General features: G+C 67.2%; 27 protein-coding genes and 2 tRNA genes. 22 read left to right on the plus strand and 7 right to left on the minus strand.

Annotated elements, in window-relative coordinates; all coding sequences use genetic code 11:
* Positions 1–10: 10 nt before the first annotated feature.
* From C8261_RS04615 to rpoS, 19 genes are all read left to right on the plus strand, one after another.
* Positions 11–1,972 (plus strand): hypothetical protein, encoded by a 1,962-nt coding sequence (locus tag C8261_RS04615; RefSeq protein WP_235864837.1) that lies wholly within the window; start codon positions 11–13, stop codon positions 1,970–1,972.
* Between the two features lie 42 nt (positions 1,973–2,014).
* Positions 2,015–2,197, plus strand: a complete 183-nt coding sequence (locus C8261_RS04620; protein ID WP_107492500.1) for a hypothetical protein — start codon at positions 2,015–2,017, stop codon at positions 2,195–2,197.
* Positions 2,194–2,616, plus strand: coding sequence for a DUF1318 domain-containing protein (locus tag C8261_RS04625; RefSeq protein WP_107492501.1), 423 nt, complete (start codon positions 2,194–2,196; stop codon positions 2,614–2,616). Before C8261_RS04620 ends, C8261_RS04625 begins: the two co-directional genes overlap by 4 nt.
* Positions 2,613–3,413 (plus strand): 3'-5' exonuclease, encoded by an 801-nt coding sequence (locus tag C8261_RS04630; RefSeq protein ID WP_107492502.1) that lies wholly within the window; start codon positions 2,613–2,615, stop codon positions 3,411–3,413. The genes C8261_RS04625 and C8261_RS04630 overlap by 4 nt, the downstream gene beginning before the upstream one ends.
* 50 nt (positions 3,414–3,463) lie before the next feature.
* Positions 3,464–3,540, plus strand: a tRNA-Val gene (locus tag C8261_RS04635).
* 164 nt (positions 3,541–3,704) lie between these two features.
* Positions 3,705–5,624 carry a threonine--tRNA ligase gene (thrS, locus tag C8261_RS04640; protein ID WP_107492503.1) on the plus strand — a complete coding sequence of 640 codons (1,920 nt, stop codon included), beginning with the start codon at positions 3,705–3,707 and terminating at the stop codon, positions 5,622–5,624.
* Between the two features lie 27 nt (positions 5,625–5,651).
* Positions 5,652–6,173 (plus strand): translation initiation factor IF-3, encoded by a 522-nt coding sequence (gene infC / locus C8261_RS04645; RefSeq protein ID WP_107492504.1) that lies wholly within the window; start codon positions 5,652–5,654, stop codon positions 6,171–6,173.
* A 134-nt stretch (positions 6,174–6,307) separates the two neighbouring features.
* Positions 6,308–6,505 (plus strand): 50S ribosomal protein L35, encoded by a 198-nt coding sequence (gene rpmI / locus C8261_RS04650; protein ID WP_076602261.1) that lies wholly within the window; start codon positions 6,308–6,310, stop codon positions 6,503–6,505.
* Positions 6,506–6,517: 12 nt separating this feature from the next.
* The gene (rplT, locus tag C8261_RS04655; protein WP_011764816.1) at positions 6,518–6,877 is read left to right on the plus strand and encodes a 50S ribosomal protein L20; all 360 of its coding nucleotides are present in this window, start codon (positions 6,518–6,520) and stop codon (positions 6,875–6,877) included.
* 66 nt (positions 6,878–6,943) lie between these two features.
* The gene (pheS, locus tag C8261_RS04660) at positions 6,944–7,975 is read left to right on the plus strand and encodes a phenylalanine--tRNA ligase subunit alpha (RefSeq protein WP_107492505.1); all 1,032 of its coding nucleotides are present in this window, start codon (positions 6,944–6,946) and stop codon (positions 7,973–7,975) included.
* Between the two features lie 7 nt (positions 7,976–7,982).
* On the plus strand, positions 7,983–10,364 hold the full coding sequence (gene pheT / locus C8261_RS04665) for a phenylalanine--tRNA ligase subunit beta (RefSeq protein WP_107492506.1): 2,382 nt from the start codon (positions 7,983–7,985) through the stop codon (positions 10,362–10,364).
* A 10-nt stretch (positions 10,365–10,374) separates the two neighbouring features.
* Positions 10,375–10,683: an integration host factor subunit alpha gene (locus C8261_RS04670; protein ID WP_107492507.1), complete on the plus strand. Its 309-nt coding sequence runs from the start codon at positions 10,375–10,377 to the stop codon at positions 10,681–10,683.
* Positions 10,661–11,041 carry a MerR family transcriptional regulator gene (locus tag C8261_RS04675; RefSeq protein ID WP_107492508.1) on the plus strand — a complete coding sequence of 127 codons (381 nt, stop codon included), beginning with the start codon at positions 10,661–10,663 and terminating at the stop codon, positions 11,039–11,041. Before C8261_RS04670 ends, C8261_RS04675 begins: the two co-directional genes overlap by 23 nt.
* Before the next feature lie 64 nt (positions 11,042–11,105).
* Positions 11,106–11,182, plus strand: a tRNA-Pro gene (locus C8261_RS04680).
* Between the two features lie 72 nt (positions 11,183–11,254).
* On the plus strand, positions 11,255–11,866 hold the full coding sequence (locus C8261_RS04685) for a hypothetical protein (protein WP_107492509.1): 612 nt from the start codon (positions 11,255–11,257) through the stop codon (positions 11,864–11,866).
* A 108-nt stretch (positions 11,867–11,974) separates the two neighbouring features.
* Positions 11,975–12,721: a 5'/3'-nucleotidase SurE gene (gene surE, locus C8261_RS04690; RefSeq protein WP_107492671.1), complete on the plus strand. Its 747-nt coding sequence runs from the start codon at positions 11,975–11,977 to the stop codon at positions 12,719–12,721.
* Positions 12,718–13,374 (plus strand): protein-L-isoaspartate(D-aspartate) O-methyltransferase, encoded by a 657-nt coding sequence (locus C8261_RS04695; protein ID WP_107492510.1) that lies wholly within the window; start codon positions 12,718–12,720, stop codon positions 13,372–13,374. Before surE ends, C8261_RS04695 begins: the two co-directional genes overlap by 4 nt.
* Before the next feature lie 11 nt (positions 13,375–13,385).
* Positions 13,386–14,285 carry a M23 family metallopeptidase gene (locus C8261_RS04700; RefSeq protein ID WP_235864838.1) on the plus strand — a complete coding sequence of 300 codons (900 nt, stop codon included), beginning with the start codon at positions 13,386–13,388 and terminating at the stop codon, positions 14,283–14,285.
* A 10-nt stretch (positions 14,286–14,295) separates the two neighbouring features.
* On the plus strand, positions 14,296–15,228 hold the full coding sequence (gene rpoS / locus C8261_RS04705; RefSeq protein WP_107492512.1) for an RNA polymerase sigma factor RpoS: 933 nt from the start codon (positions 14,296–14,298) through the stop codon (positions 15,226–15,228).
* Between the two features lie 18 nt (positions 15,229–15,246).
* Here the strand turns inward: rpoS and mltB are convergent, their stop codons facing one another.
* From mltB to C8261_RS04725, 4 genes are read right to left on the minus strand one after another with little or no spacing between them, the layout of a single operon-like run.
* Positions 15,247–16,239: a lytic murein transglycosylase B gene (gene mltB, locus C8261_RS04710; protein WP_107492513.1), complete on the minus strand. Its 993-nt coding sequence runs from the start codon at positions 16,237–16,239 to the stop codon at positions 15,247–15,249.
* The gene (locus tag C8261_RS04715; RefSeq protein WP_107492514.1) at positions 16,236–18,176 is read right to left on the minus strand and encodes a transglutaminase TgpA family protein; all 1,941 of its coding nucleotides are present in this window, start codon (positions 18,174–18,176) and stop codon (positions 16,236–16,238) included. The genes mltB and C8261_RS04715 overlap by 4 nt, the downstream gene beginning before the upstream one ends.
* Entirely contained in the window at positions 18,166–19,137 is a 972-nt protein-coding gene (locus C8261_RS04720) for a DUF58 domain-containing protein (protein WP_107492515.1), read from the minus strand. Before C8261_RS04720 ends, C8261_RS04715 begins: the two co-directional genes overlap by 11 nt.
* Positions 19,134–20,054 carry an AAA family ATPase gene (locus C8261_RS04725; RefSeq protein WP_107492516.1) on the minus strand — a complete coding sequence of 307 codons (921 nt, stop codon included), beginning with the start codon at positions 20,052–20,054 and terminating at the stop codon, positions 19,134–19,136. Before C8261_RS04725 ends, C8261_RS04720 begins: the two co-directional genes overlap by 4 nt.
* Before the next feature lie 143 nt (positions 20,055–20,197).
* On the opposite strand from C8261_RS04725, the gene C8261_RS04730 reads away from it, so the two are divergent.
* The 3 genes from C8261_RS04730 to bamC all read left to right on the plus strand — a co-directional run bounded on the left by C8261_RS04730 (position 20,198) and on the right by bamC (position 23,255).
* Complete coding sequence (locus C8261_RS04730; protein WP_107492517.1) at positions 20,198–21,124, plus strand: histone deacetylase family protein; 927 nt, start codon at positions 20,198–20,200, stop codon at positions 21,122–21,124.
* 85 nt (positions 21,125–21,209) lie between these two features.
* Positions 21,210–22,088 carry a 4-hydroxy-tetrahydrodipicolinate synthase gene (gene dapA, locus C8261_RS04735; protein ID WP_107492518.1) on the plus strand — a complete coding sequence of 293 codons (879 nt, stop codon included), beginning with the start codon at positions 21,210–21,212 and terminating at the stop codon, positions 22,086–22,088.
* Positions 22,089–22,124: 36 nt separating this feature from the next.
* Complete coding sequence (bamC, locus tag C8261_RS04740) at positions 22,125–23,255, plus strand: outer membrane protein assembly factor BamC (protein WP_107492519.1); 1,131 nt, start codon at positions 22,125–22,127, stop codon at positions 23,253–23,255.
* Between the two features lie 95 nt (positions 23,256–23,350).
* On the opposite strand, the gene C8261_RS04745 is transcribed toward bamC, so the two are convergent.
* The 3 genes from C8261_RS04745 to C8261_RS04755 all read right to left on the minus strand — a co-directional run bounded on the left by C8261_RS04745 (position 23,351) and on the right by C8261_RS04755 (position 25,460).
* Positions 23,351–23,680 (minus strand): hypothetical protein, encoded by a 330-nt coding sequence (locus tag C8261_RS04745; RefSeq protein ID WP_107492520.1) that lies wholly within the window; start codon positions 23,678–23,680, stop codon positions 23,351–23,353.
* Between the two features lie 170 nt (positions 23,681–23,850).
* Positions 23,851–24,336 (minus strand): DUF7931 domain-containing protein, encoded by a 486-nt coding sequence (locus tag C8261_RS04750; protein WP_107492521.1) that lies wholly within the window; start codon positions 24,334–24,336, stop codon positions 23,851–23,853.
* A 2-nt stretch (positions 24,337–24,338) separates the two neighbouring features.
* Positions 24,339–25,460, minus strand: a complete 1,122-nt coding sequence (locus C8261_RS04755; RefSeq protein WP_107492522.1) for a cupin domain-containing protein — start codon at positions 25,458–25,460, stop codon at positions 24,339–24,341.
* Positions 25,461–25,554 lie beyond the last annotated feature (94 nt).

Genomic DNA, 25,554 nt, shown 5'->3' on the forward strand with positions numbered 1-25,554 from the left:
GGTGGCGGCTGTGCGTGCGGCCGCCGTCGCCATCTTTCTCGCCTGCGCCTGGGGCAGCGCTGCCGAGGCGCGCAGCCTGACGGTCGACATCGGCCGTCTCACCCATCCGCAGTTGCGCGCCGAAGAGCTGCAGATGCGCCTCGACGGCGCTGGCGGTGCGCAACTGCGCGCCGCACGCCTCGCCGTGGAGGCGCAGGCGGTCGATGCCGTGGCGCTGGAGTGCGCACACCTGAGTCTGGTCGATGACCGCCTGCGCTGTGTCGACGGCCGCCTGGAAGCGGCCGGCATGCTGCTTGGCGATGCGCTGCAGCTGGCTGCCGATCTGGCCCGCCAGGATCTGCGTGTCGATGCACGCCTCGCTGGCGGTGGCCAGTTGACCGTCGAGGTGGCGGAGGCGGCACGGCTGCGCGCGCGCCTGGAGGCGCTGCCGCTGGCCGCCGTGCACGCCTATTGGCCGCAACTGGCGCAATGGCAGGTGAGTGGCAGCGTCGATGGCGGCCTTGAGCTGTCCGCCGCTGCGGCGCAGTGGTCGGTGCAGGTGCGTGAACTCGCCTTCGGCTCCGCCGACGGCCTGCAGGCCGCAGAAGGGGTCGCACTCAGCCTGCAGGGCGGGGGCGAGGCCGCCGCGCAGGGCTGGCATTGGCGTGGGGCGCTGGCATGGACGGCGGGCGAGGCCTACCTGCATCCGCTCTATCTCACTGCCGGTGCCCGCAGCAGCGCCAACGGCCGCATGGTCGACGGCGTGCTGCATGTCGATGCACTGTCCGCGCACCTGGAGGGCGTGGAGCGGATCGATGCGCGGGGGCGTTACGACCTGCGTGCGCAGGTACTGGAGGAGCTTGCGCTGAGCGTGTCGATGGCCGACCTGGCGGTCATCGGGCCGCGTTACCTTGCCCCCGTATTGCTGCCGGCACAGGCCGACGGGCTGATCTTTGCCGGGCACGCCAGCGGCGGGGTGGTGATCGAGCACGGGGAGCTGCAGGCCATCGATCTCGCCGTCGACGCGGCCGGCCTGAGCCTGGCCGACGGCGCGCTGGCCTTCGGACCGGTGAGCGGTGCGCTGCCCTGGCGTGCGGCGTTGCCGACGCGCATCGTGCTCGATGTGGGCGGCGGGCGCTGGCAGAAGCTTGCTCTCGGGGCCTTTACGGTTGATGCCCGGGCCCATGGTGGCGAGGTGGTGCTGGAGGCCCTGCGCATCCCGCTGCTCGACGGCGCCCTGGCGTTTTCGGATCTGCGCCTGCAGCGTCGCGAGGATGGCTGGCATGGTGGCGGCAGCGTGGTCGTCGAGCCGATTGCCATGCCCCTGCTGAGCGTTGCCCTGGGGATGCCGGAAATGGCCGGCGTGCTGTCCGCGTCATTGCCCGGGCTGCGCGTCGATCCCGGCGAGATCGTCCTCGACGGGGCACTGGTGGTGTCGGTGTTCGATGGCTACCTGATGGTCACCGGCCTGCGCGTGCGCGAGCCTTTCGGCGTGGCCTCGCATCTGGTCGCCGACATTGATGCGCGCAACATCGATCTTGCCCAGCTCACCGAAACCTTCTCCTTCGGCAGCGTCAGCGGCCATGTCGATGCGCACCTGCTCGGCCTCGAGCTGGTGCGCTGGCGCCCGGTGCGCTTCGATGCGCGGGTGGCCAGCAGCCCCGGGCGCTATCCACGGCGGATCAGCCAGCGCGCCGTGCAGAACATCGGCGCGCTTGGCGGCGCAGGGGCGATGGCAGCCATCCAGCGCAGCCTGCTGGGCTTCTTCGATTCCTTCGGCTACCGCGAGATCGGCCTGTCCTGCGTCCTGCGCGCCGGCGTATGCGTGATGGGCGGGCTCGATCAGCGTCCCGGCGGCGGCTATGCGCTGGTGCGTGGCGGCGGCATCCCGGCGCTCAATGTCATCGGCTACAATCGGCGCGTGGACTGGCACGAGCTGGTCGACCGGCTGCAGCGCGTGATTGCTTCCAACGCCGCACCGGAGATCCGCTAGCGCCACGGTCCCGTCCGTCCTTCCGACAGCCGAGGTGTATCCATGCGTCACACCCTGCGCCTGAGCCTGCTTGCCGCCATGCTGGCGGTGAGTACTGCCTGCGTCACCATCAACATCTATTTCCCCGCTGCCGCCGCCGAGAAGGCCGCTGACCGCATCATCGACGAGGTCTGGCAACTGCGCGAAGGCGCCGCTGCCCAGCCTGCCAACGGAGAGCGCCAATGAAGATCCACGCCATGCTGCGCGCGGCGCTTGCCGCACTGTTCCTCGCCTTTGCCGGTGTCGCCGCGGCGCAGGGCAATCTGGAGATCAATACGCCGGCGATCACCGCCCTGCAGCAATCGATGCAGCAGCGCCATGCCCAGCTCGCGCCGCTGTATGCCTCCGGTGCGGTGGGGCTGGCCCGCGATGGCACCGTGGCGCTGCGCGACGCCTCCAGCGTGCCGCTCGCCCAGCGTGGCCAGATCAATGGCCTGATCGCTGCGGAGAATGCCGACCGTGCCGCGCTGTATCGTGAGATCGCCCGCGCCAACGGCCATCCGGAGTGGGAGGCCGACGTGCGTGCCACCTTCGCCCAGCGCTGGATCGATCGTGCCCAGCCGGGCTGGTGGGTGCAGGGCGGCGGTGGCTGGGTGAAGAAGTGACGCCTGTCCTGGTCTTCGACATCGAGACCATCCCCGATGTCGCCGGGGTGCGTGCCCTCAACGGGCTGCCGGCCGAGCTCTCCGACTACGAGGTCGCCGAGTTTGCCTTCCAGCAGCGCCGCGCGAGCAACGGCAGCGATTTCCTCCAGCACCACCTGCATCGCGTGGTCACCATTTCCTGTGTGCTGCGCGATGCCAGCCAGTTCCGCGTGTTCTCGCTGTCGGAACCCGATGCCGCCGAAGGGCAGATCATCCAGCGCTTCTTCGACGGCATCGAGCGCTACACCCCGCAGATCATTTCCTGGAACGGCGGCGGCTTCGACCTGCCGGTGCTGCACTACCGCGGCCTCATCCACGGGGTCAGCGCGCCGCGCTACTGGGACATGGGCGAGGGTGACTACCATGACTCGCGCGACTTCAAGTGGAACAACTACATCAGTCGCTACCACCAGCGCCATCTCGACCTGATGGACCTGCTGGCGCTGTACCAGCCGCGTGCCAATGCGCCGCTCGACGAGATCGCCAAGCTGATGGGCTATCCCGGCAAGCTGGGGATGGACGGCGGTGCGGTATGGCAGGCCTGGCAGGACGGCAAGGCCGCCGAGATTCGCGACTACTGCGAGACCGACGTGGTCAATACCTATCTCGTGTACCTCGGTTTCCAGCGCATGCGGGGACACCTCGATGCGGCGGCGTGGGCGGCGGAAGTGGCCGTGGTGCGCGAAGCGCTGGCGCGCATCGATGCGCCGCACTGGCGCGAATACCTGACGGCGTGGGGGCAATCGCCGGGGCAGTGAAAAAGTGCTTTACAGCAGCCGTGGAGTCTTTATAATGCGCGGCTCTTAGCAGGCGCGTAGCTCAGTTGGTTAGAGCACCACCTTGACATGGTGGGGGTCGTTGGTTCGAGTCCAATCGCGCCTACCAGACATCTGGAGCCGGAAACAATGTTCCGAACTACTACTACCGAATCCTGAAATTGATACGTCGGGTTCCGCTGTAGTGCTCCATGAAAAAAGTGCGGTCTCGACCGCACTTTTTTTTCGTCTGTACATCCCCGCTTGAGCCGGGGTCAGCCTGAGGTCTGTACGATGCCGAACATCACGCTCCCGGACGGTTCCGTCCGCAGTTTCGAACAGCCCGTCACGGTGGGCGAGGTTGCCGCCTCCATCGGCGCAGGCCTGGCAAAGGCCGCGCTGGCCGGCCGGGTGGGCGGCCGCCTGGTCGACCTGTCGCATCGCATCGACAGCGACGCGGAGCTGGCGATCATCACCGACAAGGCTCCGGAAGGGATCGATGTCATCCGCCATTCGACGGCGCACCTGTTGGCTCATGCGGTGAAGGAGCTCTTCCCGGACGCCCAGGTCACCATCGGTCCGGTCATCGAGAACGGCTTCTACTACGACTTCGCCTACAAGCGTCCGTTCACCCCGGAAGACCTGGAGAAGATCGAGCAGCGCATGGCGGAACTCGCCAGGCGCGACATCCCGGTGGCGCGCGAGGTGTGGGCGCGCGACCGGGCGGTGGCCTTCTTCAAGGAGCAGGGCGAGCACTACAAGGCCGAGATCATCGCCTCGATCCCCTCCGATGAGGATGTGTCGCTGTACCGCCAGGGCGACTTCATCGACCTGTGCCGCGGCCCGCACGTGCCGAGCACGGCCAAGCTCAAGGTCTTCAAGCTGATGAAGGTGGCCGGTGCCTACTGGCGCGGCGACTCGAAGAACGAGATGCTGCAGCGCATCTACGGCACCGCCTGGGCGAAGAAGGACGAGCTCGACGGCTACCTGCACATGCTCGAGGAGGCCGAGAAGCGCGACCACCGCAAGCTCGGTCAACAACTCGACTTCTTCCATTTCCAGGACGAGGCGCCGGGCTCGGTGTTCTGGCATCCCAAGGGCTGGCGCCTGTTCCAGAGCCTGATCAACTACATGCGCGACCAGCAGGAGGCCGCCGGTTACGTCGAGGTGAATACGCCCGACGTCATGGATCGCGGCCTGTGGGAAACCTCCGGGCACTGGCAGAACTACCGCCAGAACATGTTCACCACGCAGACCGAGGACGAGCGCGTGTTCGCGCTCAAGCCGATGAACTGTCCGGGTGCGGTGTCGATGTTCGCCCAGGGGCTGAAGAGCTACCGCGACCTGCCGCTGCGCATGGCCGAGTTCGGCAAGGTCCACCGCTACGAACCCTCCGGCGCGCTGCACGGCCTGCTGCGCGTGCGCCACTTCACCCAGGATGACGCACACATCTTCTGTACCGAAGAGCAGATGGAGCAGGAGTGCAAGGACGTCGTCGCGCTGATCCTCGACATCTACAAGGACTTCGGCTTCGACAACGTGCGCATCAAGCTGTCCACCCGGCCGGACAACCGCATCGGCACGGACGAGACCTGGGACAAGCTGGAAGGCGCGCTGGCCGCCGCACTCGACCACATGGGCATGGCCTACGAGCTGTTCCCGGGCGAAGGGGCGTTCTACGGTCCCAAACTCGAGTTCGTGCTGCGCGACACCATCGGCCGCGACTGGCAGTGCGGTACCCTGCAGGTGGACATGAACCTGCCGGAGCGTTTCGACATCAATTACGTGGCCGAGGACAACTCGCGCCGCCGCCCGGTCATGCTGCACCGCGCGCTGTTCGGTTCGCTGGAGCGCTTCACCGGCATCCTCATCGAGCACTACGCCGGCGCGCTGCCGCTGTGGCTGGCGCCGCAGCATGCGGTGGTGATGAATATCTCGGACGGCCAGGCCGGTTACGTGAAGGAAGTCGTCGGGCAGTTGCGCCAGGCGGGTTTCCGCGTCGATGCCGATTTGCGCAACGAGAAGATTAACTATAAAATCCGCGAACATAGCGTGCACAAGCTGCCTTATCTGCTGGTCGTCGGCGAAAAGGAAAAGGCCGAAGGCATGGTTGCGGTGCGCGCACGGGGTGGCCAGGATCTTGGCCAGATGACCCTCGAATCGCTGATCGGACGCTGGCGTCGCGAAGTTGAAGCGAAAGCCGCGCCGGTCTGATTTTTTTGTAACGTCTGGAGAGGAACCATCGCTCAAGAGAAGAAGCAGCGCGTCAATGGTGAGATCAACGCGCTTGAGGTCCGGCTGGTCGGTGAAGAGGGCGAGCAGCTCGGCATCGTGTCCCTGAATGCAGCCCTGGCTGCAGCCGAAGAGGCTGGACTGGATCTGGTCGAAATCGCGCCGATGGCCAAGCCGCCGGTGTGCAAGATCATGGATTTCGGCAAGTTCAAGTACCAGGAGCAGAAGAAGGCCCACGAGGCGCGCCTGAAGCAGAAGCAGGTGCAGATCAAGGAGGTCAAGCTGCGCCCCGGTACCGACGAGAACGACTACCAGATCAAGCTGCGCAATCTGAAGCGGTTCCTCGAGGAAGGCGACAAGTGCAAGGTCACCCTGCGCTTCCGTGGCCGGGAAATGGCGCACCAGGAGTTCGGTCTGCGTCAGCTGGAAAGAGTCAAGGCCGATCTGGAGGAGCATGGCCAGGTCGAGCAGATGCCCAAGATGGAAGGGCGTCAGATGATCATGGTGATCGCGCCGGTCAAGAAACGTTGACCGGGCTTTTGCCCTGAAGGGCCCCGCAAGGGGCAGCGCGGCGGGCGTGAGCCCGCTGCACGACAAGTGGTGTCAGGTTTGCAAAGCGACCGGTGACGGCGCTACCTGACGGCATTCATAAACAGGAGTCAGCAATGCCCAAGATGAAGACCAAGAGCGGCGCCGCGAAGCGCTTCAAGGTCCGCTCCAGCGGTGGGATCAAGCGGTCCCAGGCGTTCAAGCGCCACATCCTTACCAAGAAGACCACCAAGAGCAAGCGCCAGCTGCGCGGCATGACGGAAGTCCATGCTGCCGACGAGAAGCTGATCCGCGCCATGCTGCCTTACGCTTGATAGGAGACCGCCATGCCCAGAGTTAAACGTGGTGTAACCGCCCGCGCCCGCCACAAGAAAGTCCTCGATCAGGCCAAGGGTTACCGCGGCCGTCGCAAGAATGTATACCGCATCGCCAAGCAGGCGGTGATGAAGGCTGGTCAGTATGCCTATCGTGACCGCCGTCAGCGCAAGCGCCAGTTCCGTGCCCTGTGGATCGCCCGTATCAACGCCGCTGCGCGTGAGCTGGGCCTGACCTACTCCACCTTCATGAACGGCCTGAAGAAGGCTGCGGTGGAAGTGGATCGCAAGGTGCTGGCCGACCTGGCCGTGTTCGACAAGCCGGCTTTTGCCGCCCTTGCCGAACAAGCCCGGGCCAAACTCGCTGCGTGATCTGACGCAGCACCGAAAAAGGAGGCCTGGCCTCCTTTTTTTTTCTGAATTCCTTCACGGCTTCACATGGACACCCTGGATCAACTGGTTCACCAAGCCGCCGCCGATTTTGCCGCCGCGGCCGACAGCGCCCAGCTCGAACAGGCCAAGGCGCGTTATCTGGGCAAGAGCGGATCGCTTACCGAGCGCCTGAAGGGGCTCGGCAAGCTCGATCCCGAGGCGCGCAAGAGCGCCGGGGCGGAGATCAACCGCGCCAAGGAAGCCATCGAGGGTGCGCTCGAAGCGCGCCGCGTGGCCCTGCGCGAAGCCGCCCTGCTGGCGCAGCTGGCCGCAGAGGCCCTTGACGTGACCTTGCCCGGCCGTGGCAATGCCGGTGGGGGGCTGCATCCCACCAGCCGCACCCTGGAGCGCATCGAGAAGCTCTTCCGTTCGATCGGCTTCGTCGTCGCCGATGGCCCCGAAATCGAGACCGACTGGCACAACTTCACCGCGCTCAACACCCCGGAGAACCATCCGGCGCGTTCGATGCACGACACCTTCTATCTCGAAGGGCACGACGACGTGCTGCTGCGCACCCACACCAGCCCGGTGCAGATCCGCAGCATGCTCGCCCATGTCGCGCGCCACGCCGAGCTGGAGACGATGCCGGAAATCCGCGTGATCTGCCCGGGGCGGGTGTATCGCGTCGATTCGGATGCCACCCACTCGCCGATGTTCCACCAGGTCGAAGGCCTGTGGGTTGGCGAGAACGTCAGCTTTGCCGATCTCAAGGGTGTCATTGCCGACTTTCTGCGCAAGTTCTTCGAGACCGACGACCTGCAGGTGCGTTTCCGTCCGTCCTTCTTCCCGTTCACCGAGCCGAGTGCGGAGATCGACGTCGCCTTCATGAGCGGTGCGTTGAAGGGGCGCTGGCTGGAGATCGCCGGCTGCGGCATGGTGCATCCCAACGTGCTGCGCTTTGGCGGCATCGATCCCGAGCGCTATACCGGCTTCGCCTTCGGCATGGGGCCCGACCGCCTCACCATGCTGCGCTACGGAGTCAATGACCTGCGCCTGTTCTTCGATGGCGATCTGCGCTTCTTGAGCCAATTCAGGTAATCGAATCATGCAATTCTCGGAAAACTGGCTGCGGAGCCTCGTCAATCCGCCGATCGACAGCGAAGCCCTCGGTCACCTGCTGACCATGGCCGGTCTGGAGGTCGAAGAGGCCGATGCGGTCGCGCCGCCGTTCACCGCGGTGGTGGTGGCGCGCATCGTCGATACGGAGAAGCACCCCAACGCCGACAAGCTCAAGGTCTGCAAGGTCGATGCAGGGCAGGGCGAGTTGCTGCAGATCGTCTGCGGCGCCCCCAATGCCGCTGCCGGCATGCTGGTGCCCTGCGCTGTGGTGGGGGCCGTGCTGCCGGGCGAGTTCACCATCAAGGCGGCCAAACTGCGCGGTGTCGAATCCTTCGGCATGCTGTGTTCGGCGCGCGAACTGGGGCTCTCCGAAGATCACGGCGGGCTGCTCGAACTGCCGGCGGATTTCGTCGTCGGGCAGGACATCCGCAGCGCGCTGGCGCTCGATGACATCCGCTACACCATCAAGCTCACCCCCAATCGCGCGGACTGCCTGAGTCTGGCCGGCATCGCCCGCGAGGTCGCCGCACTCACCGGCGAGGCCCTCGCCCTGCCGGCGATCGAGCCGGTGGCGGCGACGATCCCGGCGCGCCGCGCCATCGTCCTCGATGCCCCGCAGGCCTGCCCGCGCTACTGCGGGCGGGTGATCAGCGGTGTCGACGCGCGCGCTCCCACGCCCGAATGGATGAAGCAGCGCCTGCAGCACAGTGGCGTGCGTGCCATCAGTGCGCTGGTGGACATCACCAACTATGTGATGCTCGAACTCGGCCAGCCTCTGCACGCCTTCGACAACGCCCGTCTCAGCGGCGCCATCCATGTGCGTTATCCGCGTGCCGGCGAAACCGTGCTGCTGCTCAACGAGCAGACCGTAACTCCCGCGGCCGACACCCTGCTGATTGCCGACGAGTCCCGTGCGCTGGCGCTCGCCGGCATCATGGGGGGTGAGGATAGTGGCATCACCCTGGATACCGCCGAGGTTTTCCTGGAGAGCGCCTTCTTTGCTCCCGCGGCGATCGCCGGACGGGCACGCAGCTACGGATTCTCCTCCGACGCCTCGCACCGCTTCGAGCGCGGCGTCGATTTCGCTCTCGCCCGCCTCGCCATCGAGCGCGCCACGGCGCTGATCCTGCAGGTCTGTGGCGGTCAGGCCGGCGCTGTCGAGGAGGCGGTCTCCCCCCAGCATCTGCCGGTCCGTGCGGAGGTGCGCCTGCGTCCCGCCCGCGTTCGCCGCCTGCTGGGCATCGACATCGACGACGAGGCCATCGCCGCGCTGCTCTCCCGCATCCATCTGGTGGTGCGTCGCGAGGGCGACGAACTGCGCGTGACCCCGCCTTCGGCGCGTTTCGACATCGAGATCGAAGAGGATCTGGTCGAGGAGATCGCCCGTCTGTACGGTTATGACAACATTCCCGCAGTGCCGCCGCAGGGCGCCCTGCAGATGCTCGATGCCAGCGAAAGCGGGCGCAGTGCGTGGGATGTACGCCACCTCGTGGCGGCGCGCGATTATCAGGAAGTGGTCAACTACGCCTTCGTCGATGAGGCCTGGGAGCGTGACTTCTGCGCCAACCCCGACGCCATTCGGCTGGCCAACCCGATCGCCAGCCAGATGAGCGTGATGCGCTCTTCGCTGATCCCCGGGTTGGCTGCCAATGTCGTCACCAACCGCAATCGTCAGCAGGAACGCGTACGCGTGTTCGAGATCGGGCGCTGCTTCGAGCGCAAGGCCGACGGTGAGCCGGTGACCGGTTTCCACCAGCCGCTGCGCCTGGCTGCGCTTGCTGCAGGGCCTGTGCATGGCGAGCAGTGGGGGGTGCCGGCGCGCAACGTCGACTTCTACGACGTCAAGGGCGATCTGGAAGCCTTGTTCGCGCCCGCGCAACTGAGCTTCGAAACCCTTTCCCATCCCGCCCTGCATCCCGGACGGGCGGCTACCGTGCTGTTCCAGGGGCGCCGCATCGGCATCCTCGGCGAACTGCACCCGGTGTGGGTGCAGCGCTACGACCTGGGGCCCGCGCCGGTGGTGTTCGAGGTCGATCTGGAGGCCGCGCTGAGTTCCACGCTGCCCGTCTACCGGGAGATTTCGCGACTGCCTGCGGTGGTGCGTGATCTCGCCCTGGTGGTTGGCCAGGAGGTCAGCGCGGCGCGCGTCAGCGAGGTTCTGCAGGCCGCGGCGCCGGCCATCGTGCGCAGCATTGCGCTGTTCGACGTCTACCATGGCAAGGGCATCGAGGCGGAGAAAAAGAGCCTTGCTTTCAGGGTTTTGATGCAAGATACTCAGCGCACACTTGAAGATGCCGAGGTGGACAGGGCTGTGGATGCGCTGGTGCGCAACGCAGAAACCACACTCGGTGCGCGCTTGCGCGGCTAGGGAGAACAAGGTGACCTTGACCAAGGCGGAACTGGCCGACCTGCTCTTCGAGCGCGTCGGTCTCAACAAGCGCGAAGCCAAGGATATGGTGGAGGGCTTCTTCGAAGAGATTCGTGTTGCACTTGAACGGGGAGATTGCGTTAAGCTTTCGGGCTTCGGCAACTTCCAGCTGCGCGACAAGCCGCAGCGCCCCGGACGCAACCCGAAGACCGGCGAGGAAATCCCCATCACCGCGCGGCGGGTGGTGACCTTCCATGCCAGCCAGAAGCTCAAGGCCGCGGTGGAGCAACTCAGCGATGCAAGCAAGCAGCCCCAGTGACGACGACCAGCCCTTGCCGCCGATCCCGGCAAAGCGCTACTTCACCATCGGTGAGGTCAGTGAACTGTGCGCGGTGAAACCGCATGTGCTGCGTTACTGGGAGCAGGAGTTCACCCAGCTCAAGCCGGTCAAGCGGCGCGGTAACCGGCGCTACTACCAGCACCATGAAGTCCTGCTGGTGCGCCGCATCAGGCAGCTGCTCTACGACGAAGGCTTCACCATCTCGGGGGCGCGCAACCGCCTCGGAGAAAGCGCCATCCACGAGCAGGAGGTCGTTGAGGAAAGTGACCGCCTGCGCACCGTGCTTGACGACGTTCGTGAGGAGCTGCAGGCGGTGCTTGAGGTGCTGAAGCGCTGAAGCAGGACCTGCTGCAAGTTGTGCTGGAAAGTTTTGGATTAGATGCTATAATTTTTGTCTGTGTCGGGGCGTAGCGCAGCCTGGTAGCGCACTTGCATGGGGTGCAAGGGGTCGCGAGTTCGAATCCCGCCGCCCCGACCAAAGTAATCCAGGAAAAAGGCCGAGCCGCGTGGTTCGGCCTTTTTCTTTTTCTTCCGCTGAAAGGGAGCGAGGATGATCCGACTTCTGCTGTCTGCCGCCAGCGCCCTTCTGCTGGCGGCGTGCACCACCTATCCGCTGGGCATTCCGGAGCGCGAGTGGGTGGCAATGGATGCCGAGCAGCGTCTGGCGGCGCGTCTGCAGCAGGCGGAACTCGACCGCGCGCTGGCACAGCGGCGCGCTGCCGAGGCGCAGGCGCGGGAGGCGAGCGCGGCACAGCAGGCCGCGGAACTTGCCGCCCGGCGTGCGGAGGCGGCGCCCGGCGAGCGCATCCAGTGCGTGCTGCGCGAGGTGCAGGCGCGTCTGCAGCGCCGGTGGCGGCCAGCCATGGATGTCGCCCTCGATCTGGTCGATGGTCATGCCCAGTCCTTCATCATCGAGGAAGGTGGTGAGCGGCGCGGGCGCTACCGCAGCACGGCACATGCCCGGGTAGACGGCCAGACCCTGTGGCTGTGCCGCAATCCGCCCGGGGTTCAGCCATCGGCTCGTGAGTGCGCGTCCGTGGTGGCCACCTTCGAGGAGTATCGGCGGGGTGTCGTGCAGTCCGTGGAGGCGCCGGATGTGCTGCGCGCGCGTGTGCGCTGCGACCTCGTCGCCGATTCACGGCGCGCACTCCGCCGGCATTGACCGGGGCCTGCCCGGAAGCGCCTCCGGCGGCATGGGGCGGGGTGCTGTTGTGCTAACATGCCCGGGCCCTCTGCCGCTTGCGCGGGTGGTTTTCCGAACGGATTCATGATGCGTATTCTGGTCAGTAACGACGACGGCTACTTTGCCCCTGGCATTGCTGCGCTGGCAGAGGCCCTGGCGGCCGTTGGCGAGGTCACGGTGGTGGCGCCCGAGCGAGATCGCAGCGGTGCCAGCAACTCGCTTACCCTCGACCGGCCGCTGTCGCTGCGGCGTGCGGGGAATGGCTTTCACTATGTCAATGGCACGCCCACGGACTGCGTCCACCTGGCGGTGACCGGCATGCTCGACCACCTTCCGGACATGGTCGTGTCGGGGGTCAATCATGGCGCCAACATGGGCGACGACACCATCTACTCGGGCACTGTCGCAGCCGCCACCGAGGGCTACCTGCTGGGGGTGCCATCGATCGCGGTGTCGCTGGTGAGCAAGGAACCGAAGGATTTCAGCGCTGCTGCACGGGTGGCGCGTGACCTTGCCGAGCGCTTCCTGCACCGCCCCTTGCGGCGCCCGATGCTGCTCAACGTCAATGTGCCGGATCTGCCCTACGGCGATCTGCGCGGTACCCGGGTGACCCGGCTGGGCAAGCGCCACAAGGCCGAACCGGTGATCAAGGGGCTGACGCCGCGCAATGAGACGGTGTACTGGGTCGGCGCGGCCGGCGCCGCCGCCGATGCCGGCGAGGGGACGGATTTTCACGCCGTGGCCAATGGCCTGGTGTCGGTGACGCCGCTGCAGATCGATCTCACCCACACCGGTGAGATTGCTACGGTGGCCGACTGGCTGCGCGATCGATGACGGGCCAGGCAGAGTCCTTGCGCAGCGCTGCGCGCGCTCGTGCGCGCATGGTGGAGCGCCTGCGCAGCCAGGGGGTGCGCGACGAGAAGGTGCTGGCGGCGATGATGCAGGTGCCCCGCCACCAGTTCGTCGAGGAGGGGCTGGCCTACAGCGCTTATGACGATACTGCGTTGCCGATCGGTTTCCAGCAGACCATCTCGCAGCCTTTCGTGGTGGCGCGGATGATCGAATTGCTGCGCAGCGGTCGGGAACTCGGGCGCACGCTTGAGGTCGGGGCAGGGTGTGGCTATCAGGCGGCGGTGCTCGGGCTGGTGGCGTCCGAGGTCTATGCGGTGGAGCGCATCCGCCCCCTGCTTGACCGTGCGCGCGCCAACCTGCGCCCCTTGCGACTGCCCAATGTGCGTCTGAAGCATGCCGACGGCACCATGGGTTTGCCGGAGGCCGCGCCCTTCGACACCATCATCGTCGCTGCCGCGGCGGGGTCGGTGCCGCAGGCACTGAAGGAGCAGCTCGCCCCCGGCGGGCGTTTGATGATTCCGGTCGGCGGGGGCGGGGAGCAGCGCCTTCTGCTGATTGAGCGACAGGGCAACCTGTTCAAGGAGAGCCGGCTCGAGGCGGTGCGCTTCGTGCCTTTGCTGACGGGAACGGAATGAAAGGGATGAGGATGTCTGCAAGCGTATGGCGGGTGGCCGCAATGGCTGCCGCAGTGGCGCTGCTCAGTGGGTGCGCGGCGAAGACCGCCGCACCGGTGCGGGATGCAACGCAGCCGCCGCCGGCGGTGCCGACGACCGCTGCCATCAGCGGCACGGTCTATCACGTGGTGCGTCAGGGCGATACGCTGATGGCGCTGTCGCGCATGTACGGTGCCAGTGTGGCCGATCTGGTGGCGTGGAACGGCTTGTCCAATCCCAACCAGATCGTCGTCGGCCAGCAACTGCGGGTGGCCCCGCCTGCCGGTGCGGTGGCACAGGCGATGGCCATCCCCGACACCACCGACCTGCGCCCGCTGGCCCCCGCCGCGGTTGATGCCGGGCCGCCCACCTTCGATGCCCCGCGCGGCGGCCGCCAGCCCTACAGCGATCAGGCCTGGGCAGCGCTGGGCGGACAGGCCCAGCAGCAGGCGGCGCTGCCGCCGCCGTCTGCCCCGGCGACGACACCGGAGGCTGCAGCGGCCAGCGGGGCGTGGTCGTGGCCGGTGGCCAGCGGCCCCATCCTGCTCGGCTTCGACCAGCCCAAGGGTGAAGATGGCAAGCTAACCAACAAGGGCATCGACATCGGCGGCACGCCGGGCACCCCGGTGCTGGCCGCAGCGCCGGGAACCGTGATGTATGCCGGCAGCGGCTTGCGTGGTTTCGGAAAACTGGTCATCATCAGGCACGAGTCGGATTACCAGACCGTGTATGCCCATAACCAGCAGCTGCTGGTCAAGGAGGGCGACACGGTAGCCGGCGGCCAGCAGGTGGCCGAACTGGGCAGTACCGACGCCGACAAGCCGATGCTGCATTTCGAGATCCGTCGTCAGGGCAGGCCGCTGGATCCGCTGCAATACCTGCCCGCACGCTGACGAGGAGGCTATGCACGATCCGGTGATGTCTGAAGACGCAGAGAATACGGAACCGGATCTGCCCCTCGAGGTGGAGGTCTTCGCTGAACCTGCCGCCGTGCCGGAAAGCGAATTCCTCAGCGACGTCACCCAGATCTATCTCAACGAGATCGGCGCCAACCCCCTGCTCAACGCGCAGGAAGAGGCGGCGCTGGCGCGGCGGGTGCGCGCGGGCGATTTCGACGCCCGGCAGATCATGATCGAGCGCAACCTGCGGCTGGTGGTGAATATCGCCAAGCATTACCTCAACCGCGGCATTCCCCTGCTCGATCTGGTCGAGGAGGGCAATCTCGGCCTCATGCACGCGCTCGACAAGTTCGATCCCGAGCGCGGTTTCCGCTTCTCCACCTATGCGACGTGGTGGATCCGCCAGAACATCGAACGCGCGATCATGAACCAGTCGCGCACCATCCGCCTGCCGGTGCATGTGGTCAAGGAACTCAACCAGGTGCTGCGTGCCCAGCGCCACCTGGAGGCGGCCGGCAATGGCGAGTTCTCCCTTGAAGAGGTCGCCCGCCGTCTCGACCGCCCGGTCGAGGAGGTGCGCGCGATCCTCGCCCTCAGCGAACACACCGCCTCGCTCGATGCGCCGCTGGACATCGACCCTTCATTGTCGATCGGCGAATCGCTGGCCGACGAGCACGCCGAAACGCCCGAGGCGCAGATCCATTCCGACGAGGTCGAGGCCCTGGTGCGCGAATGGATAGCCATGCTCAACGACAAGCAGCGTCTGGTCATCCACCACCGCTACGGTATCGATGAATGCGAGGTGATGACGCTGGAGGAGCTCGCCAGCCAGCTCGACCTTACCCGCGAGCGCGTCCGCCAGATCCAGCTCGAGGCGCTCGGCCAGTTGCGCCGCATCCTGCGCCGGCGCGGCATCTCCAAGGACGTGCTGCTGTAGCGGACGGGCGGCGCGCGCTCAGCGCCGCTGGCGTGCCGCGCGCAGCGCCTCGGCGAGTTCGAACACCGACATGGCGTAGAAGCTGCTGCGGTTGTAGCGCGTGATCACGTAGAAGTTGCGGTACCCCAGCCAGTACTCGGTTTCCGCGCCCGGAGTGGGCAGGTCCACCAGAGTGGCGGTATCCGCCGCAGCGCCTCCGTCGACACGGGTAACGCCGGCAGTGGCGAGGGTTTCAGGGCTCAGGCTGGGGTCGATGCCGGCATCGATCAGGGGCCGCGCATCGACACCGGGCTGCAGGCGGGCGCGTTCGGCGATCGGCTGGCCGGGCAGCCAGCCATGCAGGAAGAGGTAGTTGGCGACGCTGCCGATGGCGTCGACGGGGTCGCTGTCGAAATCGATGCGGCCGTTGCCATCGAAATCCACCGCAAAGTTGCGCACGCTGCTGGGCAGGAACTGCGGGTAGCCCACCGCGCCGGCAAATGAGCCGTAATAGCTGAACGGGTCGCGCTGCTGTTCGCGGGCGAGCAGGAGCAGGTTCTCCAGTTCGCGGCGGAACAGCGGTGCACGCGGCGGATAGTCGAAGGCCAGGGTGGCGAGGGCGGAGAAGGTCTCGAAGTTGCCGGTATGGCGGCCGTAGAGGGTTTCCACACCGATGATGGCGACGATGATCTCTTCCGGAACACCGTACTCGGCGCTGGCGCGTGCCAGGCTGTCGCGATGCTGCTGCCAGAACGCCACGCCGCCGTCGACACGGCTGCGGTCGAGGAAGCGCGCGCGGTAGTTGTGCCAGGAGCGCGTGCCGGGCGTTGCCGGCGGGCGGATCAGCTCGATCGCACGGGGCAGGTGGCGGGCCCGTTCGAGCAGGGCGTAGAGCTCGGCATCGTCGAAGCCATGCGCGCGCATGTCGCGGACGAAGTCGTGCGCCTCCTCGCGCTGCGCGAAGGAGGCGGCAGCGCCCAAGGGGAGGCACAGCAGCAGGGTGCAGATCAGACGGCGGGGGAAGGCGCTCATTGCAGTTTCAGTCTCCGGATGCGTTGCGCGAGGGCGCGCACTGCGTCGCCGTCGGCGGGTGGACGATAGCGCAGGCGCGCATACTCGGTGGCGATGGCGTGCACTTCCTGCGCCTGCGCGGGGCAGGCGCCGGCGAGGCGGCGGCCGTAATCGAGCGGCCCTTCCCAGGCCTGGCGGCGGTGCCCGCGGCCCGCACCCTTGGCGCACAGTGCCGCCCACGCGCGGTCGAGGGCGTCGCCGCGGCGCGGGCGGGCGTAGGCCCAGGCGAGCAGGGCGACGACGAGCAGGGCAATGCCGGCGCTCATCAGCAGCGCCAGTCGTTGCCAGCCGGTATCGCCGATGCCGAAGCGCTGCAGCAGTTCGTGCTGGCGTTCGCGGTCGTAGCCCAGCACCCACTGGTTCCAGTGGTTCGAGGCGGCCTCCCAGCGCTGGCGGATCTGGCGCAGCCAGGAAAACTCCGCGCGCATCAGCAGCGGCAGTACGGTGCCGGCGGGCAGGGCCTCCGCCAGGCCGGTACTGATGCGCGCCGGGGCGGCCAGTGCGGTGGGGTCGACACGCCGCCAGCCCTCGCCGGGCAGCCATACTTCCGCCCACGCATGGGCATGCGACTGGCGCACCACCAGCACGCCGTCTACGGGGTTGAGCTCGCCACCCTGGTAGCCGGTGACCACGCGCGCGGCGAGGCCGGCGGCGCGCAGGGTGAACACGAAGGCCGAGGAGAAGTGTTCGCAGAAGCCGGCGCGACTGTCGAAGAGGAAGTCATCGACGCTGTCCGCGGCTGCCAGCGGCGGGTTCAGCGTATACACGTAGCGGGCGTCGCGGAAATGCTCGAGGGTGCGCTGCAGGATCTCTGCGGGGGTGGCACCGGGCGCGGCGAACTGGGCTGCCAGCGCCCGTGCGCGCGGGTTGCCGGTGCTGGGCAGGCGACGGGCGGCGGCGAGCACGGCCGCATCTTCCTGCGCGCCGGGGCGGGTTTGCGGGCGGGCCTGGAGGTCGATACGGATGCGCTCGCGCAGTGGACGGGTACTGAGCAGCTTGTAGTCGCTGGCGTAGCGTGAGCCGGGCGGGGCCTGGTCGGTGTAGTCGAGGGCGAGCAGCCAGTGGCGGTTGTGCGGTTCGAGAGTGAGGCGGTAGCGGTAGGCGGGTCCTGCTGCGACGTAGGGCGGTTGCGCGGCAGTGGAGAAGCGCGCCTCGCGCCAACTGCGGCCGTCGAACTCGCTCAGTACCGGACCGCGCCAGTAGCGCTCCTCGGGCGGCGGCAGGGGGCCGTCGAAAGCGGCCCGGAAGGCGATTGCCTCGGAGAGGATGAGTTCGCTGATCGAGCCCGGCGCCATGGTGTCGGAGAGTCCGCTGAGGCCGCTGTGGGCATCTGCCGGCAGGCCCCACAGCGGCCCCGGGATGCGCGGAAAAAAGATGAACAGCACCACCATCAGCGGCAGGGCCTGGGCGAGCAGCATGGCGCCGCTGCGCAGGCGCACGCGCACTGGCTGGGCGCCGAGGTGCAGGCTCTGCAGGGTCACGGTGGCGGCCAGGGTGCCGCACAGGGCGAGTGCAGCGATGGCGAGGGTCTGGTCGTTGAGGAACAGCCCCAGCTGGAGGAAAAAGGCCAGCAGGATCACCGCACGCGCATCGCGGCTGCTGCGGCTTTCGAGCAGTTTCAGGCACAGCAGGGCGGCGAGCAGGGCGATGCCGGGATCCTTGCCGAAGAAGTGACCGAAGTGCAGTTTGATGGCGGCTGCGGCGGCAAGTGCGATGAACAGCAGCAGCATGCGCGGCAGCGCCCGGCGTGCACGCGCGGCTTGCCACAGCGTGGCGCCGAGCAGGATCGCGCACAGTGCGCTCAGCCACGATGGCAGCCAGAGCGTGTGGGGGGCGACGGTAAGGCAGGCGGTGGCGATCAGCCAGTGCCGCGTGTCACGTTGCAGCTCAGCGCGCATCGCCGCCTCCATGGAGGGCGAGGGCGCGCAGCACGGCGTGCAGGTGGGCGCTGCCGGTGCCGCAGGCGATATGGCTGCCGGGCAGTTGCAGGGCGTAGCTGCGTCCCTCGCCGTGCGCGGCCAGTGCCCAGGCGGCGAGGCGGGCGAGGCGGGCCTCGTCGTCGGCCATGGCGCCGAGTCCGGACCAGTCCAGGCACAACTCGCCGCCCTGGATGCCGGCAAACTGCTTGGTCAGCAAGGGGCCGCCGCGGGCGGCGACCTTCCAGGCGACGTGTCGGGGAGAGTCGGCGTAGTGATGTTCGCGCAGGCCGGCGAAGTCGTCGTCGCCACTGCGGCGCAGCATGCCGCCGCGGTCGCCGGCGCTGGCTGGCGGAAGCGGTGGGGGGGAGGCTTCGGGGCGGGGGAGCACCAGGCAGTCGAGCTGCGGTCGCAGGACCGTCCATGCCCTTACCAGCCCCAGCGGGTAGCGCGTTTCCAGGGTGATGCGACCGAGGGCCAGCCAGCCCCGGCGGGTGGTGGGGCGGTCGAGCAGCACGGTGGCGGTTTCCCCGGCGGCAAGGTCGAACACGCTGGGCTGGCCACCGCCGGCCTTCATGCTGAGCGCCCAGCGCGGGGTGGGGCGGGGATTGTGCACATGGATGGCGAACTGTGCGCTGTCGCCGCGGAACACGGCCTCGGCGTGGCCGGGGCGGATTTCGAGATGGAGGAGGTTGCGAAAGGCGTGGATGAGGCTCACCAGCGCCACGCTGCCAAGCAGGAAGGTAAGTGCGTAACCAAGGCTGAGGCCGTAGTTGATCGACGCCACCAGCATCACCAGCAGGGCGCCGCCGTAGGCCCAGCCTGCGGCACTGGGCAGTACGTAGATGCGCCGCTGACCGAGGCGGATGGGGCCTGCTTCGGCCTGCGCGGTGCGCCACAGGCGGTCGCCGAGGCGCTGGCGCAGCGTTGCGCCGGTGCTCATCCGGGCAGGGCGACCGCCTCGAGGGTGGTACGCAGGTGTTGCGACGAGGCGTTGCGACCGTCTGCGGCCAGATGCAGGCGGTGGCCGGCAACGGCTTCGAACACCGCCTGGACGTCTTCCGGGAGGACGTGATCGCGCCCGTCGATGAGTGCCCAGGCGCGCGCCGCGGCGAGCAGTGCAAGGCCCGCGCGCGGGCTCAGGCCGGCGCTGAAGGCGGGGCTCTGGCGGGTGGCGGCAAGAAGGCGGTGGACGTAATCGGCGAGGCGCTCGGCGACCTGCACCTGGCGGGCGTCGCGCTGCAGGTCGACGAGGTCCTGTGGGGTGATCACCGCGGCGCTGCGCTGCAGCAGCTCACGGCGGTCCTCGCCCATCAGCAGGGCACGCTCCGCGGCCGGGGCGGGGTAGCCGAGGCGGATGCGCATCAGGAAGCGGTCGAGCTGGCTTTCCGGGAGCGGAAAGGTGCCGATCTGGGTGGTCGGGTTCTGCGTCGCGATGACAAAAAAAGGCGCGGGCAGGGTGAAGGTCTGGCCGTCGGCGGTGACCTGCTGCTCCTCCATGGCTTCGAGGAGCGCGCTCTGGGTCTTCGGGGTGGCGCGGTTGATTTCGTCGGCGAGGATGAGCTGGGCGAACACCGGCCCGGGATGAAAGCGGAAGGCGCTGTTGTCGCGGTCGAACACCGAGACGCCGAGGATGTCGGCGGGCAGCAGGTCGCTGGTGAACTGGATGCGTTGATAGTGCAGGCCGATCAGGCGGGCGATGACGTGGGCCAGGGTGGTCTTGCCGACGCCGGGGACATCCTCGATCAGCAGATGGCCGCCGGCTACGGCGCAGGTCAGCGCCAGGCGAAGTTCGTGTTCCTTGCCGAGGATGATCCGGGAGGCCGCTTCGAGCAGCTGCTGGGCGCGTTGGTGGGGCATATTATGGAGCTGTGAAATTCCGCTGGAAGCGGTGATAATAGACGCAAACAGACCATCAGTCCGTGCGCCGCCTTTCAAGCTGCGGGTTTGAAGGCAGGCGACGCGGTAAAGTTCGCGCTCAGGACAGAGAGGGGAGAGGGAGTATGACCACCACAGCGTTCATCACGCATCGCGAATGCTGGCTTCACGACATGGGCACTTTCCATCCGGAGTGCCCTGATCGCCTGGGGGCGATCAACGACCGCCTGATCGCCGCCGGGCTTGATCTCTACCTTTCCTTCTACGATGCGCCCTGTGCCAGCGATGAGCAGATCACCCGTGCGCACCCGGCGACCTATCTCGACGAGCTGAAGGCCAACGTGCCCGAGCACGGCATCCGTCACCTTGACCCCGACACGGCAATGAGCCCCAACACCATGAAGGCGGCGCTGCGTTCGGCGGGCGCCGGCGTGCTGGCCACCGACCTGGTGATGAAGGGCGAGGTCGAGAACGCCTTCTGCGCCGTGCGCCCGCCCGGTCATCATGCCGAGCGCGCGAAGGCCATGGGCTTCTGCTTCCTCAACAACATTGCCATTGCCGCCCACCATGCGCTCGCCGCGCATGGCCTGGAGCGTGTCGCCATCGTGGACTTCGACGTCCACCACGGCAACGGCACCGAGGACATCTTCCGTGACGATCCGCGGGTGATGATGGTGAGCATCTTCCAGCACCCCTTCTACCCCTACAGCGGGGCCGACAATCCACCGGCGCACATGTGCAACGTGCCGGTGCCGGCAGGCACCCGCGGCGACGCCTTCCGCCAGATCGTCAGTGACATGTGGCTGCCCGCGCTGCGCAAGCATCAGCCCCAGGCCATCTTCATCTCCGCCGGTTTCGATGCCCATTACGAGGACGACATGGGTTCCTGCGGACTGGTCGAGGCCGACTATGTGTGGGCGACCGAACAGATCAAGGCGGTGGCCGCTGAATGCGGGCACAAGCGCATCGTCTCGGTGCTCGAGGGCGGCTATTCGCTGTCCTCGCTGGCGCGCTCGGTGGTCTCCCACATCAAGGCCCTGGCCGACCTGTGAACGGCTGCCGCAACGCAGCAGCCTTGCCACTGGCCGTTCACTCGCGATCGGTTAGAATGGCGCTTTTACTGTTGCGGCCAACGCCATGATCAGCGGATCCCTAGTCGCCATCGTCACGCCGATGCATGAGGATGGCAGTCTCGATTTCGACAGCCTGCGCAAGCTCCTCGACTTCCACGTCGCCGAAGGCACGGACGGCGTCGTCGTGGTCGGTACCACCGGCGAGTCGCCCACCGTCGATGTCGATGAGCACTGCGAGCTCATCAAGGTCACCGTCGAACACGTCGGCGGGCGCATTCCGGTGATTGCCGGCACCGGCGCCAACTCCACGGCCGAGGCCATCGAGCTGGCGCGTTTCGCGCAGATCGCCGGCGCCGATGCCCACCTCTCGGTGGTGCCCTACTACAACAAGCCCGGCCAGGAAGGCCTCTACCGCCACTACCGCAGCATTGCGGAGGCGGTCGAACTGCCGCTGATCCTCTACAACGTGCCCGGGCGCACGGTGGCCGACCTGGCCAACGACACGACGCTGCGTCTGGCGCAGATTCCCAACATCGCCGGCATCAAGGATGCCACCGGCAACATCGACCGTGGCAGCGATCTCATTGCCCGCGCCCCCGAGGGTTTTGCGCTCTACAGCGGTGACGACATGAGCGCGGCCTACTTCATGCTGCTCGGCGCCCACGGCAACATCTCGGTCACCGCCAACGTGGCGCCACGCCTGATGCACGACCTGTGTGCCGCCGCGCGCGCCGGCGACGGCCTGCGGGTGCGCGAACTCAATGCCCGTCTGGTCGGTCTGCACCGCCACCTGTTCTGCGAGGCCAATCCCATTCCCGTGAAGTGGGCGGTGGCGCAGATGGGTCTCATCCCCGCCGGCATCCGCCTGCCGCTGACCCCTCTCGACCCGGGCATGCACGAACGCGTACGGCTGGCCATGCGCCAGGCCGGCGTTGAAGTCTGATCCGCATCTCACCGTTTCCAGGATTGCAGGAACTCCATGAACCGCTCCTCGCGTACCGCTGTTTCACTGCTGGCCCTGTCGCTGGCGCTGGCCGGGTGCTCCGCACTCGAAACCAAGAAGATCGACTACAAGAGTGCGAGCAGCCTGCCGCCGCTCGAAATTCCCCCCGACCTCACCGCGCCCACCCGCGATGACCGCTATGCCGTGCCCGATGTCTCGCCGCGCGGTGTGGCGACCTATTCGGCCTATTCGGCCGACCGTGAGGCCGGCCCGCGCGGCAGCGCCGTGGAGGTGATTCCCGCCGTCGAGCAGATGCGCATCGAGCGCGCCGGCACGCAGCGCTGGCTGGTGGTGCCGGGCGATCCGGAGCGGCTGTGGCCGCAGATCAAGGATTTCTGGCTGGAACTGGGCTTCATCCTCAGTATCGACCGCCCCGAGATCGGCGTCATGGAAACGGACTGGGCTGAAGACCGCGCCAAGATCCCTCAGGACTTCGTCCGTCGCACCCTTGGTCGCGTGCTCGATGGCCTGTTCTCGACCCCCGAGCGCGACAAGTTCCGTACCCGTCTGGAAGCGGGTAAGGACAGTGGCACCGTGGAGGTCTACATCAGCCACCGCGGCATGATGGAAATCTATCCCAACGAGGCCAAGGACAGCACCATCTGGCAGCCGCGCCCCGCCGATCCCGAGCTTGAAGCCGAGATGCTCCGTCGCCTGATGGTCCGCCTGGGCGCCGACGAGGCCCGCGCGGCGGCACAGCTGGCCGCTGCGCCGGCAGCCGAACGTGCGCGCATCCAGACCGCTGCCGAAGGTCGTGTGGTGCTGTCGATGGATGAGTCGTTCGATCGTGCCTGGCGGCGCGTCGGCCTTGCTCTAGACCGCATCGGTTTCACCGTCGAGGACCGCGACCGCTCGGAAGGCCTGTACTACGTGCGCTACGTCGATCCGGAGGTGGACAACAACTCCGTCCGCAGCGAGGGATTCTTCTCCCGTCTGGCCTTCTGGCGCAGCAGCGACAAGCCGGCCGCCGGAGGCAGCGAGTACCGCCTGCGCTTGCGCGGCCAGGGTGAAGCGACGGTAGTCACCGTGCTCAGCCGCGAAGGTGGCGAGGACAACTCGGAGACCGCCCGCCGCATGCTCGCGCTGCTGCACGAGCAACTGCGCTGAGATGTCGGCTTGCCTCCTTGCTGCGAACGGGGAGGCAAGCGACAGGCAAACAAAAAGCCGGCCCGCGGGCCGGCTTTTTGTTGCGCGGGGCAAAATTACTGCTGTGCGGCTTCCTTGGCAGCTTCGACGGCGCCCTGGACAGCATCGCCAGCCTGCTCGGCAGCCTCGGTGACAGCCTCGGCAGCAGCTTCGGCTGCGCCTTCGACGGCTTCGACGGCACCTTCGACAGCGGCTTCGGTACCCTCGGCGGCTGCGGTGGCCTCCTCGGCAGCTGCTTCGACGGCGGCTTCGGTGGCCGGTGCCGGAGCGGCCTGTTCAACCGGCGCGGGCGCGGGGGCCGGAGCGGGGGCCGGAGCTTCGGTCTTGCCGCAGGCGCTTACGGCGATGGCCAGCAGGGCGGCGACGAGCAGGGAAGATTGCTTCATTGTGATGGTCCTTATCGATCGGGTGAAATCAGCAGGGGTATCGCGTCGGACAAGCCGGCGTACTTCTATGGCACGCAGCGCAATACGTCCTAAATGTTAACACCCGGGCAGCACGAAAGCTACGTTTCATGCCATCCATTTGTTGCAATGCGATATCCCGGCGTCCCCGCTCAGATGCCTAGTGGCAGGCCGTTCGGGCCGTCCCCGGCGCTTATCCACATTGTTTCAAATTGTGCAAGGAGCGCTGCGCTGCCCACGGGGTCGCCGCTGACGTGCTTGCCACGTGCCCCGTCGCGGTGGAAACGGATGGCGAGGTGCTGGCCGTCGGCGAGCGCGAGGCAGTGCTGTGCGGCATCCGGGCCGTCCTCGGGCAGCACCCGTACGCGGATGCGCGGGGTGTACTGGCCGATCAGGCGCAGCAGGCGCGGGCAGTGGCGTTCGAGGTGATCTGCCGATCCCAGCAGCACGCGTACCGCGAGCGCAGCGCTGCTGCGTTGCAGGAGGGCGCCCAGCGCCGCCACCCCGGCAGCCGTCTCGAGTCCGCAGGCAGACAGGTCACTGTCGAAGATCAGCACTTCGTGCTCGGCGCTGGCGATCACTTCGCCGACTGCGGCCTGCCAGGCCGCGTAGGTGTCGAAGGGCAGCGCTGCGGCCACGCTCAGGCCGCCTCGGCGAGGCTGCCGAAGCCGTCGCAATACCAGCCGTGGAGGAGTTCCACCAGGGCAGGGGGATATTCTCCGGCGGGCAGGCAGCGGCGGTGGCCGAGTTCCGCCAGCGCCGCCGACAGTGCTGGTGCGGCCTCGAGCGCTTCGCCGTTGAGGAAGAAGTCCTCGTCATGGAAGAGCAGTACCGAGCGCGCGTCGAGGCGGAAAGCGCGGCTGCGCAGGGCCTTGGCGAAACGCGCGGGTGACAGCGCATCCTCCGGTGGATCGAAGAACACGTGGGGCTTCGGTTCGGTCAGATAGGCGCCGAGAAACTCCGCGACCATGCCACGATCCCAGCGAATGTCCTGCAGCATGCCCATCACCTGATCGACCATGGCGTCGCCGATGCGGGCAGAGTTGTCCTGCAGCGGCAGGCCCGGATCGGCATAGACCTTGTCGAGGCAGATGCGCTCCTGCAGCCAGCCGAGGAACTCGACTCCGAGTTCCTGCGCGGTGGGGGTGCGGAAGCCCACCGAGTAGGTCATGCACTCACCCACCGCAATGCCGTTATGCGCCCAGTGCGGGGGCAGGTAGAGGAGGTCACCGGGTTCCAGCACCCAGTCGTGGACCGGGCGGAAATCCTTCAGAATGCGCAGCGGCGCGCCCTCGACCAGCGTGTGGTCCTTCTGGTCGCCGATCAGCCAGCGGCGCTTGCCCATGCCCTGCAGCAGGAAGACGTCGTAGTTGTCGAAATGGGGGCCGACCCCGCCGCCGTCGACGGCATAGCTCACCATGAGGTCGTCGAGGCGGGCCTGAGGGATGAAGTCGAAGCTGTGCAGCAGCGCGTCGCCCTCCGGCACCCACAGGTTGAGCCCCTGCACCAGTACCGTCCAAGGTGTGCGCTTGCCGCGCAGCCGGCTGCGGCGCTGGGGGCCGTGTTCGACCTCCCAGGTGTCACTGTCGTGACGCACCCAGCGTGATTCCACGTCGGGGTCGCAGGCCAGGTCGAAGACTTCGTCGCGGCTTACCACACCGTTGAAGCCGGGCAGGGCCTGGCGCACCAGGAGGGGCTTTCTTTGCCAGTATTCCTCAAGGAACTGGCGGGGCGAGAGGCCCCCGAGCAAGGTCGTGATCATGGCGCGGATTATACTAGCCCGCATCTGTCACACCATCCCTGCTGCAGGCGCCGATGCACTCGCCGTGGCACGCCATACTCCCTCGCGAGGTGAG

The organism is Pseudothauera lacus (assembly GCF_003034845.1).
Lineage (GTDB): Bacteria > Pseudomonadota > Gammaproteobacteria > Burkholderiales > Rhodocyclaceae > Pseudothauera > Pseudothauera lacus.

Bases quoted from the DNA above. Each gene is read 5' to 3' on its own strand.
- pheT (WP_107492506.1), top strand. From the start codon at position 7,983: ATGCAATTCTCGGAAAACTGGCTGCGGAGCCTCGTCAATCCGCCGATC.
- rpoS (WP_107492512.1), top strand. From the start codon at position 14,296: ATGCACGATCCGGTGATGTCTGAAGACGCAGAGAATACGGAACCGGAT.
- C8261_RS04745 (WP_107492520.1), bottom strand. From the start codon at position 23,680: ATGAAGCAATCTTCCCTGCTCGTCGCCGCCCTGCTGGCCATCGCCGTA.
- C8261_RS04700 (WP_235864838.1), top strand. From the start codon at position 13,386: ATGTCTGCAAGCGTATGGCGGGTGGCCGCAATGGCTGCCGCAGTGGCG.
- C8261_RS04625 (WP_107492501.1), top strand. From the start codon at position 2,194: ATGAAGATCCACGCCATGCTGCGCGCGGCGCTTGCCGCACTGTTCCTC.
- C8261_RS04720 (WP_107492515.1), bottom strand. From the start codon at position 19,137: ATGAGCACCGGCGCAACGCTGCGCCAGCGCCTCGGCGACCGCCTGTGG.
- thrS (WP_107492503.1), top strand. From the start codon at position 3,705: ATGCCGAACATCACGCTCCCGGACGGTTCCGTCCGCAGTTTCGAACAG.
- C8261_RS04620 (WP_107492500.1), top strand. From the start codon at position 2,015: ATGCGTCACACCCTGCGCCTGAGCCTGCTTGCCGCCATGCTGGCGGTG.
- C8261_RS04695 (WP_107492510.1), top strand. From the start codon at position 12,718: ATGACGGGCCAGGCAGAGTCCTTGCGCAGCGCTGCGCGCGCTCGTGCG.
- C8261_RS04685 (WP_107492509.1), top strand. From the start codon at position 11,255: ATGATCCGACTTCTGCTGTCTGCCGCCAGCGCCCTTCTGCTGGCGGCG.
- mltB (WP_107492513.1), bottom strand. From the start codon at position 16,239: ATGAGCGCCTTCCCCCGCCGTCTGATCTGCACCCTGCTGCTGTGCCTC.
- C8261_RS04730 (WP_107492517.1), top strand. From the start codon at position 20,198: ATGACCACCACAGCGTTCATCACGCATCGCGAATGCTGGCTTCACGAC.
- rpmI (WP_076602261.1), top strand. From the start codon at position 6,308: ATGCCCAAGATGAAGACCAAGAGCGGCGCCGCGAAGCGCTTCAAGGTC.
- C8261_RS04715 (WP_107492514.1), bottom strand. From the start codon at position 18,176: ATGCGCGCTGAGCTGCAACGTGACACGCGGCACTGGCTGATCGCCACC.
- C8261_RS04675 (WP_107492508.1), top strand. From the start codon at position 10,661: ATGCAAGCAAGCAGCCCCAGTGACGACGACCAGCCCTTGCCGCCGATC.
- dapA (WP_107492518.1), top strand. From the start codon at position 21,210: ATGATCAGCGGATCCCTAGTCGCCATCGTCACGCCGATGCATGAGGAT.
- C8261_RS04755 (WP_107492522.1), bottom strand. From the start codon at position 25,460: ATGATCACGACCTTGCTCGGGGGCCTCTCGCCCCGCCAGTTCCTTGAG.
- bamC (WP_107492519.1), top strand. From the start codon at position 22,125: ATGAACCGCTCCTCGCGTACCGCTGTTTCACTGCTGGCCCTGTCGCTG.
- C8261_RS04725 (WP_107492516.1), bottom strand. From the start codon at position 20,054: ATGCCCCACCAACGCGCCCAGCAGCTGCTCGAAGCGGCCTCCCGGATC.
- surE (WP_107492671.1), top strand. From the start codon at position 11,975: ATGCGTATTCTGGTCAGTAACGACGACGGCTACTTTGCCCCTGGCATT.
- rplT (WP_011764816.1), top strand. From the start codon at position 6,518: ATGCCCAGAGTTAAACGTGGTGTAACCGCCCGCGCCCGCCACAAGAAA.
- pheS (WP_107492505.1), top strand. From the start codon at position 6,944: ATGGACACCCTGGATCAACTGGTTCACCAAGCCGCCGCCGATTTTGCC.